This window comes from Chryseobacterium sp. WG23 (assembly GCF_024586575.1).
GTDB lineage: Bacteria > Bacteroidota > Bacteroidia > Flavobacteriales > Weeksellaceae > Chryseobacterium.
The window spans coordinates 256,458-271,349 of the sequence record NZ_JALCZE010000008.1; the positions used below are offsets into that span (position 1 = coordinate 256,458).

Annotated in this window: 14 protein-coding genes; 6 read left to right on the forward strand and 8 right to left on the reverse strand. The window is 34.6% G+C overall.

Annotated features, from left to right (window positions below):
- Positions 1 to 3: 3 nt before the first annotated feature.
- The 5 genes from deoC to MP477_RS14240 all read right to left on the reverse strand — a co-directional run bounded on the left by deoC (position 4) and on the right by MP477_RS14240 (position 4,470).
- Entirely contained in the window at positions 4 to 747 is a 744-nt protein-coding gene (deoC, locus tag MP477_RS14220) for a deoxyribose-phosphate aldolase (protein ID WP_257190924.1), read from the reverse strand.
- 4 nt (positions 748 to 751) lie between these two features.
- Positions 752 to 1,222: an Lrp/AsnC ligand binding domain-containing protein gene (locus MP477_RS14225; protein ID WP_047490188.1), complete on the reverse strand. Its 471-nt coding sequence runs from the start codon at positions 1,220 to 1,222 to the stop codon at positions 752 to 754.
- A gap of 27 nt (positions 1,223 to 1,249) precedes the next feature.
- Positions 1,250 to 2,185 (reverse strand): endonuclease/exonuclease/phosphatase family protein, encoded by a 936-nt coding sequence (locus tag MP477_RS14230; RefSeq protein ID WP_257190925.1) that lies wholly within the window; start codon positions 2,183 to 2,185, stop codon positions 1,250 to 1,252.
- Between the two features lie 354 nt (positions 2,186 to 2,539).
- The gene (trmD, locus tag MP477_RS14235; RefSeq protein ID WP_230038041.1) at positions 2,540 to 3,211 is read right to left on the reverse strand and encodes a tRNA (guanosine(37)-N1)-methyltransferase TrmD; all 672 of its coding nucleotides are present in this window, start codon (positions 3,209 to 3,211) and stop codon (positions 2,540 to 2,542) included.
- Complete coding sequence (locus tag MP477_RS14240) at positions 3,208 to 4,470, reverse strand: NAD(P)/FAD-dependent oxidoreductase (RefSeq protein ID WP_257190926.1); 1,263 nt, start codon at positions 4,468 to 4,470, stop codon at positions 3,208 to 3,210. The genes trmD and MP477_RS14240 overlap by 4 nt, the downstream gene beginning before the upstream one ends.
- A gap of 65 nt (positions 4,471 to 4,535) precedes the next feature.
- Here MP477_RS14240 and MP477_RS14245 point away from each other — a divergent pair, with 65 nt between their 5' ends.
- Entirely contained in the window at positions 4,536 to 5,399 is an 864-nt protein-coding gene (locus tag MP477_RS14245; protein ID WP_257190927.1) for a glycoside hydrolase family 25 protein, read from the forward strand.
- A gap of 13 nt (positions 5,400 to 5,412) precedes the next feature.
- Here MP477_RS14245 and MP477_RS14250 read toward each other — a convergent pair whose 3' ends face one another.
- The gene (locus MP477_RS14250) at positions 5,413 to 5,925 is read right to left on the reverse strand and encodes a 5'(3')-deoxyribonucleotidase (RefSeq protein WP_257190928.1); all 513 of its coding nucleotides are present in this window, start codon (positions 5,923 to 5,925) and stop codon (positions 5,413 to 5,415) included.
- 194 nt (positions 5,926 to 6,119) lie between these two features.
- On the opposite strand from MP477_RS14250, the gene MP477_RS14255 reads away from it, so the two are divergent.
- Positions 6,120 to 8,015 (forward strand): ABC-F family ATP-binding cassette domain-containing protein, encoded by a 1,896-nt coding sequence (locus MP477_RS14255; protein WP_257190929.1) that lies wholly within the window; start codon positions 6,120 to 6,122, stop codon positions 8,013 to 8,015.
- Positions 8,016 to 8,132: 117 nt separating this feature from the next.
- Here the strand turns inward: MP477_RS14255 and MP477_RS14260 are convergent, their stop codons facing one another.
- A complete protein-coding gene (locus tag MP477_RS14260; protein WP_257190930.1) occupies positions 8,133 to 9,188 on the reverse strand; it encodes a Gfo/Idh/MocA family oxidoreductase in 1,056 nt (351 codons plus the stop codon).
- Between the two features lie 183 nt (positions 9,189 to 9,371).
- Here MP477_RS14260 and MP477_RS14265 point away from each other — a divergent pair, with 183 nt between their 5' ends.
- From MP477_RS14265 to MP477_RS14275, 3 genes are all read left to right on the forward strand, one after another.
- The gene (locus MP477_RS14265) at positions 9,372 to 11,657 is read left to right on the forward strand and encodes a TonB-dependent siderophore receptor (protein ID WP_257190931.1); all 2,286 of its coding nucleotides are present in this window, start codon (positions 9,372 to 9,374) and stop codon (positions 11,655 to 11,657) included.
- An 88-nt stretch (positions 11,658 to 11,745) separates the two neighbouring features.
- On the forward strand, positions 11,746 to 12,261 hold the full coding sequence (locus tag MP477_RS14270) for a hypothetical protein (protein ID WP_230038054.1): 516 nt from the start codon (positions 11,746 to 11,748) through the stop codon (positions 12,259 to 12,261).
- 285 nt (positions 12,262 to 12,546) lie between these two features.
- Positions 12,547 to 13,137 (forward strand): porin family protein, encoded by a 591-nt coding sequence (locus MP477_RS14275; RefSeq protein ID WP_230038056.1) that lies wholly within the window; start codon positions 12,547 to 12,549, stop codon positions 13,135 to 13,137.
- A 92-nt stretch (positions 13,138 to 13,229) separates the two neighbouring features.
- On the opposite strand, the gene MP477_RS14280 is transcribed toward MP477_RS14275, so the two are convergent.
- Complete coding sequence (locus tag MP477_RS14280) at positions 13,230 to 13,865, reverse strand: peroxiredoxin (protein ID WP_257190932.1); 636 nt, start codon at positions 13,863 to 13,865, stop codon at positions 13,230 to 13,232.
- Positions 13,866 to 13,956: 91 nt separating this feature from the next.
- On the opposite strand from MP477_RS14280, the gene MP477_RS14285 reads away from it, so the two are divergent.
- On the forward strand, positions 13,957 to 14,841 hold the full coding sequence (locus MP477_RS14285) for a mechanosensitive ion channel family protein (RefSeq protein WP_257190933.1): 885 nt from the start codon (positions 13,957 to 13,959) through the stop codon (positions 14,839 to 14,841).
- Positions 14,842 to 14,892: the final 51 nt, after the last annotated feature.

The following is a 14,892-nucleotide window of genomic DNA, read 5'->3' on the forward strand; positions in this document are numbered from 1 at the left end:
ATGTTAATATCCTTCTGATGATGGTTGATTCTTAATTAATGCCAATGCTGAGGAAGTTCCAATTCTTTTCACTCCCATATTGATCATTTTTTCGGCATCTTCGGGAGTTCTTACTCCTCCTGCTGCTTTTACAGGAAGTTTTCCAGCATTATCCAGCATTATTTTCACGCCTTCAAATGTTGCTCCGTTAGGTTTTCCACCAGTGGTTTCAAAAAAACCTGTTGAAGATTTTACAAAAATGTGAGGAAAATCTTTTTCTGCAAAATTTTCTTCAGCCCAGTTGGAAATCTTTTTGGTAAGATCAGCAATTTGTTCATCTGTTAAAGCTGCAATTTCGATAATCCATTTTACAACCTTATGGTGTTCCAGCCCAAGCTGTGTACATTTTACAAATTCATCTTTTACCAAAGCTATATTTCCTTCAAGGTATGCCTTGTAATTAATAACAAAATCCAACTCATCTGCTCCATCTTCAATTGCTGTTGAAGCTTCTGCAAGCTTTTCATCAATAGAGTATGTTCCTTCATGAAAACCTATTACAGTTCCCACTGCAACATTTGAATCTCTTTCCTGAATATATTTTTTGATCTCTGCTACATAATCCGGACGGATCATTACAGCAAACAAACCATTATCAATAGCTTCCTGAGCCAGTTCCTTATCTTTTTGAAGAGTTTCTCCGTGTGAAATTCCTGATTGCTCAGGCGTTTTCAAGTAAGTGGAATCCAAATATTGTCCTATGTTCATATCGTTATACTTTCAATTGTCTGTAAATACCTTGTTCTAGAGATATAAAAGTTTCTGTTCTGGTTACTCCTTTTAGCTTCTGAAGCTTGCTAAGGATCTGCATCAAATGATCATTATCTTTACAAAGAACCTTCAGGAATATGGTGTAATTTCCTGTAGTATAATGGGCCTCCACTACTTCATTAATATCATGCAAAGATTTTACCACGTCAGGATAATGACTTGGCTGATCCAAAAACACACCGATATACGAAATCACCTTATATCCAATTTTCTTAGGATTAAGGAACGAGATCGAGTTTTCAATAACGCCTGCGTGTTCCAGTTTTTTAATTCTTTGATGTACTGCTGTTGTAGAAATTCCAACATTTTTTGAAATGTGTGCTAAAGAAGTTTTAGCATTGTCCATCAACATGTAGATGATTTCTTTGTCGATTGAATCTAAATGATAACTTGTGTTACTCGAATTTTTCATTTTCTACTTTTTTATTATTTATGTTTTTTAAGATAAGCCATTAAATCTGACAAAAACCGGAAAGTGATCGCTGTATCCGCCTAAATACCGTGTACCGGCATAAGTTCGGAAAGGACGTCCTTCAAAATTTCTGGTCCTGCTGCTTATTTTCTCAGAATTGAATACGCAAGCCTCCTGAAAGGCAAGAGTTTTATGGTCAAGAAGTGATCTCGACATAATGATCTGATCATACAGCAATCCAGATTTATAATGAAAAGTAGAATAATTTCTTGTGGAAAACAATTCCTGAAAAGGATTCATCAAAACCTTCTCATGATTATTGTCATAGAGAATTTTTACTAAATTTTCATCATCCGGGTTTTCGTTAAAATCACCACACAATATAACATGTTCCTTATCATCATCTACAATTTTCAGGATCCGTTGCCGGATTTCGTTTAATATAAAAGCTCTTTTAGGTTTATTGATATCTTTTTCGCGCTTAGAGGGAAGATGGGCGATAAAGACATTAATAATTTCCCCTTTATATTTAACCTTAGAAAAAAGTACGTCCCTGGTTGTGTCGTAACTTCCTGTGTTTTTATTTGATATTTCAAAAAAGAAAGTAATGGTTTCAGAATCTACAACCTCTACTTTATTTTTATCATATAGCATTGCTACATCTACTTTTCTTTCATCCATAGAATTGTAATGTACAATTCCATATTCTGAATGAAAAGGATCCATCTCTACAAGTTCTTCCAAAACTTTCCTTCCGGAAACTTCAGATAAACCTATTATAAATGGCAATACACCATTCTCCTCCTTCATCAGTTGGAATACATGAGAGATTTTAAAAAGTTTATTTTTATATCTCTTTTCATCCCAGCTTCTTAAACCTGATTTTGTAGGGTCCAGTTTATGAACAGGTTTTGGATCAGGTAAAAATAAATTTTCAACATTATAAAAAGAGAATAGCTCCATCAGCACAAATTTCTATCTTTAGTTAGTATGCTCTTTTTCAATTATAAATTTACTATTTATTTTAAATTTCTTTAATTAATATTTGTTAATCTCAAAATTAATTTTTCAGTAAGAAACGGTCAAATATAATAAAAATCACTAACAAAACAATACTTAGTGAATTAATTTTTCAATCATTTTGTGATATTACCTCAATATCGAAAATTGAGACAATAAGCAAAATTTAAAATAAATAAAATAAAATATTACCTTAAATAAAAAACTACTAATATTTTTCTTTATAAAATATCATATAACAAATATTATTCCATTTACAAATATGATAAATAGGTTTGATAAAAACCATATTATTTTTTAAAGTAAATCGGGACGTTTTTCTTTGGTAATTCTTACGGCTTCGTCATGCCGCCATTCTTCAATTTTTGCAAAATTCCCGCTCAGTAAAATTTTAGGAACTTCCAGGCCTTTATAACTTTCGGGTCTGGTATAAATAGGTGGTGAAAGCAGATCATCCTGAAAACTATCTGTAAGAGCACTCTGTTCATCATTTAAAACACCCGGCAGCAATCGGATCACCGAATCTGCAAGAACACATGCTGCCAGTTCACCTCCGGTAAGCACGTAATCCCCTATTGAAATTTCTTTTGTAATATGAAGATCTCTTAGTCGCTGATCAATTCCTTTGTAATGTCCACATAGGAAGATCAGATTATTCTTTATTGAAAGTGTATTGGCAATTTTTTGATTTAAAGTGACTCCGTCCGGCGTCAGATAAATAACCTCATCATATTCTCTCTGAGATTTAAGCTCCGAAATACATTTATCCAGGGGCTCTATCATCATAACCATTCCTGCTCCGCCTCCATAGGGTTCATCATCAATCTGCCTGTGCTTATTGACTGCCCAGTCTCTCAAATGATGAAAATGTACTTCTGCCAATCCTTTATCCATTGCTCTCTTCAAAATAGAAGTTTGAAACGGACTTTCCATTAATTCCGGTAGTACGCTTATTATATCAATTCTCATTGTAATGTTCCGTTTTTCTTTGTAGGTATAATAATTAATCTTAAAGATGAATCTTTATTGAAATAGCTCCACATCCAGTTGAAAAATATGGCCAGCTTATTTCGAACGCTCAAAATTAACATTAAATGCAGAAACATCCAGAAATACCATGCAAAAAATCCCTGAAATTTTATAAACGGCAGATCAACAACAGCCCTATGTTTACCAATAGTAGCTAAAGAGCCCTGGTCATTATATTCATATTCTTTCCATTCGGAAGAATTTTTCTTTAAGAAATTTTTTCCTAAATTTTTCGCCTGATTAATGGCCACATTAGCAACCTGTGGATGCCCTTGCGGATATTTCGGAGTTTCCATATAGGCAATATCTCCGATGGCATAAATATTATCGTAGCCTTTTATTTTATTATGCCGATCTACTATATATCGGTTTCTTATTAATTTTTCTTCCGGAAAGCCGTCTATTACATTTCCTGTAACTCCTGCTGCCCAAATAACGTTATTGGACGGAATTTGTTTACCGCTTTTCAGATGTACCTTATCTCCATCATATTCTGTAACCACTTCCCCACTCATAAAAGTTACCCCAAGGTCTTTGAGGTATTTTTCAGATTGATCCTGTGCTTCATTACTCATCACGGCAAGAGGTTTTTCTGTAGAACTTACCAGAATAATTTTCAGCTGATCAAAATTCATGTAAGGATAATCTCTGGGTAGAATTTCTTTTTTCATTTCTGCAAAAGCACCTGCCAGCTCTACTCCGGTAGGTCCGCTTCCTACAATTACAATATTCCAGTTTCCGTCATCACTTCTGCTTTTTTCCAGGATCAGTTTTTCAAAGGTTGTTAAAATATGATTTCTGATCCCGATGGCTTCCTGAGTATTTTTCATCCCAAAAGCTTTGCTTTCAAGATCTTTATTTCCAAAAAAGTTAGTTTTGCAGCCTGTAGCTATAATCAGCTTATCGTAAGTAAATTCAGCTTCGTCGGTAACAACTTTGTTGTGGGCAGGATCAATTTCTTTCACCTCCGTCATACGAAACTGGGTATTTCTGGATTGCTGAAAAATCTTCCTGAAAGGAAAGGAAATATTGGAAGGTTCTATCCTTCCTGAAGCTACCTGATAAAAAAGCGGCTGAAACATATGATGATTCACCCTATCCAGTACAATAACTTTTTTATTTTTATTATTTAATGTTTTTGCAAGCTGTAGCCCCGCAAATCCTCCTCCTATAATGATGATTTTTTCGCGTGTTTCCATAATAAACAAATTTACTGATTTTATTTAGCATTTAGTAGTGAAAAAAGTTAGTTTTGCAAAACTTTATGACACCAAAAAAGTACACCAAAAAAACTGCCAAACAGCTCCATATCAATAGACGGAAGAACTATTTTTTCCGCAGGAAGGTAATATTGGTACTATTACTTATTGCATTGATAGGAACCGGTTTTTATCTGAAACAATCTGTCAGTTATTATTATGCTCTGTACTTTAATAAATTTAGTCACAAAAAACTTCATAACAGCGAGAGAGAGGCATTAAGGATTCAAAAAATCCTTACGGATAACCTTGATAAAACTTATGGCTTTGATATTTCCCATTATCAAAACAGAGAAGATATTAAATGGGACAGCCTCAGTATTGGAAATAAAATCATCCCATTAGAATTTGTCATTATGCGGGCAACTATGGGCAACCGAAATGCCGATAAGCATTTTGAGGAATTTTGGGGAAAAGCTCAAAAACACAACCTTATCCGTGGTGCTTACCATTTTTACAGAGCTGACGAAGATCCCATTATCCAGGCAAATAATTTTCTGGCTAATGTAAAGTTAGAAAGTGGAGACCTCCCTCCTATTTTAGATATTGAAAAAATTCCAAAACGTAAAACAAACAAAAAGCTGATAGAAGATCTTAAAATATGGTGCAAGATAATTGAAGATACCTATGGTGAAAAACCTATCATCTATACCTACTACCATTATTATAAAGACTTTTTAAAAGGTGAGTTTGACGGTTATCCACTTTGGTTAGCCAACTACAATGATGTTCCGTCCCCTTCACCTGATGACCGGTGGGACTTTTGGCAGTTTACCGAAAACGGCATTGTTCACGGTATCAATACCAAAGTGGATCTTAATGTTTATCGTGGAAATTCCTGGTCTTTAAAAAGGTTGACTATAGATTAAGTTGTTTGCCACTTTACAGCATATTCATAATCTCGTTCCAGGATCCTACTCTTTTATAACTTTCATTTTCAACCAGCTCATTGTGAGGCTGTGTAAAGATTAACCTTTCTCCATGGAAATGATCAAGGTTCTTGGGATAATCATCAATCATTACATCTCCCGAAACGACTCTTTTACTTCCACAAAGAACAATCTGTTCCCAGGTAATAAATGGAAAATGCTCTGCGAGCCAGTCGTATTTCTCTCTTAAACTGTTAGGAAATTCCATTCCGGCTGAAACAATATACAGTTCATATTTGCTGTTTAAATATTCCATGGCTTCACGACTGCCCTCCATAACAGGCAAGGTTCTGAAAAAACCTACTTCATTAACGTGTTTCTTTCCGTTGGGGAATGCGTCTATTTCAGGTTTACCCGTCAAATCACTGATCTCTATTTCCGTTCCTGAGTCTCTTTTTTCAAATTGTATCAGCTGATGATATACATCTGCCATTACCCCATCCATGTCGACAATTACTTTTTTCATTATTTCAAATCAGATTTTGTGTTATTAAAATTATTCTTCTCAAAATTACTGAATAGTTTTTTCAGGTAATGAACACAGTCTATTAAAAAATTATAAATATTCATTTTTATAAAAGAAGTTCCGGAAAGTTTTATGGTTACATTTTCGTATTTTTGCGGTTCAATTCAAAATCAAAATCAAACCATTAATTTCCAATGAATTACGTTTCTGCCGAAAATCTTACCAAATCTTATGGTATCAAAGTTTTGTTCGAAAACATTTCTTTTCATATCAATGAAGGAGACAAAATTGCTATTGTTGCCAAAAACGGCAGTGGAAAATCTACCCTTCTGAAAATATTAATGGGTAAAGAAATTGCAGACAGCGGTACTGCAATCATCAGTAAGGATATCCAGGTTGTTCTTTTTGACCAGGAGATTCATTATGATCCTAATTTAAATATTGAGGAATTTATGATGACTCTGGATTCAGCTCCTATCCTTGCGTTGAAAAATTATCATAAGTCCCTTCATTCAACCGATAATGAATTCATTGAAAAAGCTTTGGCTGATATGGAAGCTCATAAAGCATGGGATCTTGAAAATGAAATGAAACAAATTCTTTCCCAGCTTAAGATCACTGATTTGGATGCGAAAATGAGTACTCTTTCCGGAGGGCAGATAAAACGTGTTGCACTGGCAAAGCTATTAACAGAAACCAGAGCCGAGCACAGACATACATTACTGATCATGGATGAGCCTACCAACCATCTGGATGTAGACATGGTAGAATGGCTTGAAAATTATCTGAATAAAGCTAAAATAACTTTACTGCTTGTAACCCACGACAGGTATTTCCTGGACAGCGTATGTGATATTATCTGGGAAATAGAGGATCAGAATCTTTATCTTCATAACGGTTCCTACGCTACTTATCTTGAAAACAAGATGATCCGCGAAGAGAATCTCAGTGCAACCATTGATAAAGCCAACAACCTGTATCGAAAAGAGCTTGAATGGATGCGAAGACAGCCTAAAGCAAGAACAACGAAGTCAAAAAGCAGAATTGATTCATTCTATGAAACGGAAAAGGTAGCTAAAACCGATACCAGAAAACAAGGGCTGGAACTTGATTTCGAAATGAAACGCCTCGGAAATAAAGTTCTGGAACTGAAAAATATTGATAAAAGTTTTGGAGATAAAGTTTTATTAAAAAATTTCAGCTATCAGTTTCAGCGTGGTGAAAAAATTGGAATCATTGGAAAAAACGGAGCGGGTAAATCTACCTTACTAAATATTATCCAGGGCTATGAAAAGGCCGACAAAGGAGAAATTGAAACGGGAGAAACTATTTCTTTCGGTTATTTTGCCCAGAAAGGTCTTACCTATAAAGAAGATGAGCGTGTTATTGATTTCATTAAAGAAATTGCAGAGTTCTATCCTTTAGCCAACGGAAGGAGTCTTTCGGCATCTCAGTTTTTAAGATTATTCTTATTTGATGATCAGGCTCAGTACTCTCCTATTTCAAAACTTTCAGGAGGTGAAAAAAGAAGACTTCACCTGATGTATATTCTTTATCAAAATCCTAACTTTTTGATTTTTGATGAACCAACGAATGATCTTGACCTTCCTACGTTAACCGTTCTGGAAAACTTCCTGCAACAGTTCCAGGGATCTCTAATTATCGTTTCCCACGACAGGTATTTTATGGACAGGATTATAGATCATGTGTTGGCTTTCGAAGGAGATGGAAAAATAAAAGATTTTGTAGGGAATTTTTCAGAATACCGTGAAGCAAAAAGCCGTGAGGATGCTTTAGAAAAAAATACAGCTGTAAAGGCAGAACCTGTGAAAGAAAATACTCCTCTGCCGGAAACCACACCATCTTCCAATGCTAAAAAAAGAAAGCTCACCTTTAAGGAACAAAGGGAATTGGAAACTATTGAAAAAGAAATGCCAGAGCTGGAAGAACAGCGTGCAAAAATATTAGATCAGCTTAATAATGAGACAGATTATGAAAAAGTGGTCAAACTTTCTGCAGAATTGGAAGCCATTTCTGAAAAACTGGAAAACCACGAAATGAAATGGCTGGAACTTCAGGAAGCTTTATAAATAAATGAAAGATAAGTTATAAGTTCTGAATTATGAGTTATGAGTTATGAGTTATGAGTTATGAATTATGAGTTATGAGCTGAAGCAAATCATAGCTCATAATTCATAACTCATTTTTTATAAATAGATTACTTTTTCTTCTTTTGTACTTTTTAGAGAGGCATCTATAATTTTCATATTCTGAATAACTTCTCTTCCCGGAGAAGGTAAAGCATATCCAAATACAATATGTTCATAGATCTCCTGGTAGTAATTCATATAATTTCCTGCTTCGCTTGAAGTTAAAATTCTTTCGGTTTCAGAATTTTCATTCAGGAAATTTAAAATTCCGTCCGGCTGTTTTAATGGTTTCACCCATTCCTTTCCATACACCGGAATAGCACCAGCTACCAATTCATTTTCCTGATTATCGGTTCTTTCCTGTAAGAAACTGCCCTTATCCCCATGTATACTATAGGCATTATGAGCTTCTTTACTGAAAACTGAAGATTTTAATCTAACTCTTAGATCATTTTTGTAAAATAAAAGAATCTCAAAATAATCATTCGCAAAATCCGGACCTTTCATAGAGAAGACATCAGCAAAAAGCTTTTCAGGATATCCGAAATACTGCACAGCCTGGTCTACGAGGTGAGCCCCAAGATCATGAAGAGAGCCTGAACCTATCTGATCAGGATTTTCTTTATGCTGCTTCCCACTGGGTGTTGTCCGGAATCTGTCGAAACGAATTTCAGCTTCTTTAACGTTCCCCAGCTTTCCATCTTTTAAAATTTTCTGTACCTGCAAAAAATCACGGTCAAATCTTCTGTTCTGGTATACACTTAGAAAAAGACCTTTTTCTTCAGCCAGTTTCACCAGTTCTTCAGCTTCTTCAACATTGACGGTAAATGGTTTTTCAACAATAATATTTTTACCTGCTTCCAATGCCATTTTTGCATACTCATAATGCGTCTGAACCGGGGTATTGATTACCACCAATCCTATATCTGCACTTTGAAGCATCTCTTCTACCGACCGATAAATAGTAGCTTCAGGATATTTTTCTTTGGATTCTTCTTTGCTCCTTTCTACTACAGCAGAAATAAAAAATCCAGGATGTTCCTTTAAAAAAGGAGCGTGAAACACTTTTCCACTCATTCCAAAGGCACATAGCCCTGCTTTTACCAATTGCATAATTTTATTTTTATAACAAATATATTCATAAAAAGCTCCTTATTGTCTATCCACAGGAATAATAACAATAAAACACAGATAAGTGATTTAATTATATGATAAAAATCATATATTAATTTTTATCTATTCTAAACAAATACTTACTTTTGCGGCTTATTTAAAACTGTTCTACATAAAAATAAAATGAAAAAACAATTACTTTCTTTAGGGCTTTTGTTTACTGCTGTATCTTTGAGTGCACAGCTGAAAAATGCTGAAGCAGATACTATCAGAACCCAGACTATTGAAGACATTAATCTTCACAAAACGGGAAATCCTAACCAGGCAAGATCATTATCCACAAAATCTAACCTGACGGTAATGGAAAATCCGCAGGCCATTGCCATTGTAACTCATGAGATCATTGAGCAACAGCAGGCAAAACAGCTGAGTGATGTTCTTCAAAATGTAAATGGAATGTATGTGACTTCCTCGAGAGGTAATTCTCAGGACAGCTTTGGTGGGCGTGGTTTCATTTTAGGAAATGACAATATTTTTAAGAATGGTTCAAGAATAAATAGTGGCGTTTTCCCCGAAGTAAGTGGTCTGGAAAGAGTAGAAGTTTTAAAAGGAGCTAATGCAATGCTTTTTGGTAATACAGCTGCTGGTGGTGTTATCAATATGATTACCAAAAAACCTAAATTCAATTTTGGTGGAAGTGTAGGGCTGAATGGTGGAAGCTGGAATTCATATAAACCAACAGTTGATATCTATGGACCTTTATCCAAAAATATTGCATTCAGAATAAATGGTGCCTATGAGCATGCTGAAAGTTTCAGAGATATTGTAGAATCAGAGAAATATTACTTCAATCCTTCGTTCTTATTTAATTTAAGTGATAAATCTCAATTAATTGTTGAGGCAGATTATCTTAAAAATAATTTTACTCCGGATTTCGGGATTGGATCTATTACTGAAAAAAACCAAAGCTATAGATTGAATGATGCAGTTTCCAGAAACACCTTCTTCGGAACTGACTGGCAATATCAAGATGTACAACAAGCTTCTACGAACGTAACCTTTAATCATCAGTTTAACGAAAGATGGTCTTTGAACGCTACTGCTTCTTACCAGAACTATACTAAAGATTATTTTTCTTCTGAAAGAGTACAGTGGATATATGACACTAAAGATGCAACTGTAGATCCTAATAGATTATCTTGGAAAAGACCTTTTGGCAGAACTTACAACGAACAAAATTATACTTCTGCACAAGTAAACATTAACGGTGAATTCAATACAGGAAAAATCAACCATAAAGTTTTAATTGGTTCAGATGCTGATTATAGCCAGGCGGATGCTTATGCTTATAATATTACAGCTCCTAAAAATCTTCTGTATTTAGATGATCCTTCAACATGGGGAAGTATTGATATGCCCAATTCTACTCTCAATACAAGAAATAGAATCAATACAAGAAGAATTGGGATCTATGCACAAGATTTTATCAGCTTAACAAAGCAACTAAAAGTAATTGCAGGGCTAAGATGGTCTTATATAGAAAATATGCCTACACTGACAACCCGTTTTACATTAAATGATAAAATTGAAGTAGCAAATTCTTCAACGTCTGACAATGCATTTTCTCCAAAAATAGGTTTGGTTTATGCACCGAATGAAAATCTTTCGGTGTTTGCAACTTATACGAATTCGTTTGCTTCAAATGCAGGATATACTTCAGATCAATTTGGTAGTGTAAATACCAACCAACCTGTTACTGATGTTCAAAATCAGTTAACTACTTTATCAAAACAAAGCATAAAACCTTCAACAGTTGACCAATACGAAATTGGTATCAAAAAGAATTTCTGGAACAATGCTTTAGCAGTTAACTTAACGGCTTACCAGATTATGTACAATAATTATTATCAAACATATTGGTTCGCTTCTGGTTCCAACGGAGCACCAGTAAATTCCACAGATACTAATCTGAAGGAATTTTCAGGAAATATGAGAAGCCGTGGGGTAGAATTAGACATTACAGGAAATCCTACAGAAAACTTATCTATAATCGGAGGTTTTTCTTATAACAATTCCGTTTACATTGATACTCCTGAAAAGGGATATGTTGAAAATCAAAGACTGGTAAGAACACCTGCTACAACAGCGAACGCTTCCGTTTTCTATAAATTTACAAACTATGTAAAAGGCTTAAAAATTGGAGCTGGAATTTATTACATCGGAGACAGAATCGCTGGATGGAATGATTCAAAATCTACAAACGCAAGTAGAAACAACGTGAGTAGAATGTTTGATTTAAAAGACTACACAACTGTTTCTTTATCTGTAGGCTACGAGTGGAATAAGTTCTCTATCCAAGGGAAAGTGGGTAACTTGTTTGATGTTGTAAACTACAACGTTCACGAGAATTATTCTGTAAACCCAATTACGCCGAGAAATTATTATTTTACATTGACGTACAAACTTTAGAAATAAGTAAACATTTATTTCTCAACTCAAGTGGAAATTGCATTTTTGCAGTTTCCACTTTTGAAATTTAAAAAACAAACTATATAATATGGATAAGATTAAAGACACAAGAAGTTTCATGAGGGTTACACACCGTTACCTTGGATATTTTCTTGCGGGAATTATGGCTGTGTATGCAGTAAGCGGAATTCTGCTTGTATATAGGGATACAGACTTTTTGAAGAATGAAAAAAAATATGACAAAACCGTACCTGCCCATCTTTCAGAGAAGGAACTTGGAAAAGAATTGAAAATTAAAGGTCTGGAAGTTGAAAAAACAGAAGGAAATATTCTTCATTTTAAGCAGGGAACTTATGACAGCACAACAGGTAAAGCTCAATATGCAAAAAAAGAACTTCCGTTTGTACTGGATAAAATGGTAAAACTTCATAAATCCCAATCCAAAGATGCAATCTCCCCTTTAAACGTATTTTTCGGAGTTGCTCTTTTCTTCTTTGTTATCTCAAGCTTCTGGATGTTTAATCCTAAAACTAAAGCTTTCAAACGAGGAATAAAATTTACGATTGCAGGATTAATTATATCCGTGATACTTCTGTTCATCTAAAGAAGAAAGTTAAAATCTGAATACTTGTTATTATGATCTCAACAAATAACTAGTAAAAAGAGAATAGATATTTTTTTTAAAATTAATTATATTCAATTTAGTGCCATTCTTTTTACGTAATATAATTGCGAAATATTCATTAATTATGTTAAAAAAATTAATTCTATCTTATTGATATCGTTAACAATAATTTTGAAAAATTATCTAAAATTAGGAGTCTGGCACATTTATTGTTTTTTCTATAATTCGTGAATAATAAACATTTAATTATTAAAATAATAAATTATGAAAAAACTTATTTTAACAGGGATATTAGCCGTAGCAGGCTTAACAGCAACTGCAAACGCTCAGATTCAAAAAGGTAATTGGATGGTAGGTGGTAACCTTGCAGGCGCCAACTTCGGTTTAAATAAAGGAGGTGGTTATGATTTCAATATTCAGCCGAAAGGAGCTTACTTTATTGAAGACAATATTGCTATTGGGGGTTATGTAGATTTAGGTTTCAAAGGAGCTAAAGATGCACCCACTACTTTCACGTATAACGTAGGAGCATTAGGACGTTACTACCTTAATCCGGGAGAGCAGGGAGTAAGTAATCTTTTACACCACGGAAGATGGTTCTTAGAAGGTAATTTAGGTGTAGGAGGAACATCAATCTCTAAAGGAGGTTCTTCTTCTAACGGACTTAACTTCGGATTTGGTCCTGGTTATTCATATTTCATTACACCAAACATCGGTTTAGAAGGATTGGTGAAATATGACGCTAACGCAGGATTCGGAAGTGGAGGTTATACCAACAAAATTACTTTTGGTCTAGGATTCCAGATTTATCTTCCAACATCTAAAGGAAAACAAATCATCAACGACGTTAAGTAATCACTGAAATACACATAAAATTGAAAGCGCCCTGAAATAATTTCAGGGCGCTTTTCGTACAAATAAAACTAAACTATAAAAAATCAAATAAATCATATATTGGGTTGGGGCGTATATCTCAGATAAGGTTTTATTACTGTAACTCCTTTGGGGAATTTTTCCCTGGCTTCTTCTGTAGATATTGCAGGTGGTATAATAACGTCATCACCATACTCCCAGTTAACAGGTGTAGCGACTTGATGGCTATCTGTAAGCTGTAAAGAATCCAACACTCTCAGTATTTCATTAAAATTTCTGCCCGTTGATGCGGGATAGGTAATAATGAGCCTCACTTTTTTTGCAGGATCAATGATCAGTAGAGAGCGGACTGTAGCTGTAGCAGAGGCATTCGGATGAATAAAATCATACAGCTCCGACACCTTTCTGTCTTTATCAGCAATAATAGGAAACTGAACATGAGTATCCTGGATTTCATTAATGTCTTTAATCCAGTTTTGATGATCTTCTACTTCATCCACACTCAGGGCGATCACCTTTGTTCCTCTTTCAGCAAATTCGGCCTGCAGCCTGGATGTGTAGCCTAGCTCTGTAGTGCAAACCGGAGTATAGTCTGCCGGATGTGAAAATAAAATTCCCCATGAATCTCCAAGATAATCATAGAAGTTGATATCTCCTAAAGATGAAACTGCCTGAAAGTTTGGCGCTGTATCTCCTAATCTGATTGACATATTATTCGCGTTTGTTAGTCTACAAATTTAGTAGACTTTTTGGAACTAACAAAATTTTTCTTGAAAATTTATATCTTTATTAAAAAAATTCATGCAGAAAACAGGGCTCAGCTATATAGAATTGGTATATAAAGTACTGGAAAACTGGTATATAACGTTTGCCGAACTTACTCCCAAACTTATTGTCGGGATTTTAGTATTTACTTTTTTCCTGATAACAAGTAAGTATTTAAGTGTAATTGCCGTAAAATTATTCCATCGGTTCTTCCCCAAAAGCAAAAAAGAGAGTTCTTTAGTTACTTTGATTGGAATATTCAGATTTCTGATTATGATGCTTGGAACCTTTATTTCGCTTGAGATTATGGGCTTCAGTGGCTTCCTTTGGAAGTTTATCGGAAGTTTGGGAGTGGCAGGGGTTATCGCAGGGGTCGCTTTGAAAGATCTTGTTTCAAGTATTTTTTCAGGAATGCTTATTGGAATTGATAAGGCCTTTAAGGTGGGAGATTATATTACCATTGGTACCCACTCCGGAACAGTACAGGAAATTGGTTTTTTAACTACAAAGATCCTTACTGATGATGGGAAAAAAGCATACATTCCCAATCAGATCGTTTTTAATGCACCATTCTATAATATTACAGCATCTCCGCAGCGCAGAATTATCCTGAATTTTGAGATTCCTGCTGATGAAGATATCAGTAAGGCACAGAAAAGCATTCTGGATGTTATTAAGAGCCTTGATAATGTGGACAAACTGGATACTGCTGAGGTAATTTTCACAGATTTGAAGCAGGGTTCATTTAATCTTCAGGTAAAATTCTGGATAAAAATAGGTGCCAATCTAGCCCAGGTAAAAAGTAAAGCTTATTTAGGTATTAAAGAACGTTTTGATGTGGATAAAATCCAGCTGGTCACTCCTACAAGTATCAGTATTACCAATGGAGAAACTAATGTAACTGAGAATCAGGATAAATAAAAATATTCTTTAAAAAATGTAAAAGACTGCTTCAACAATTGAAGTAGTCTT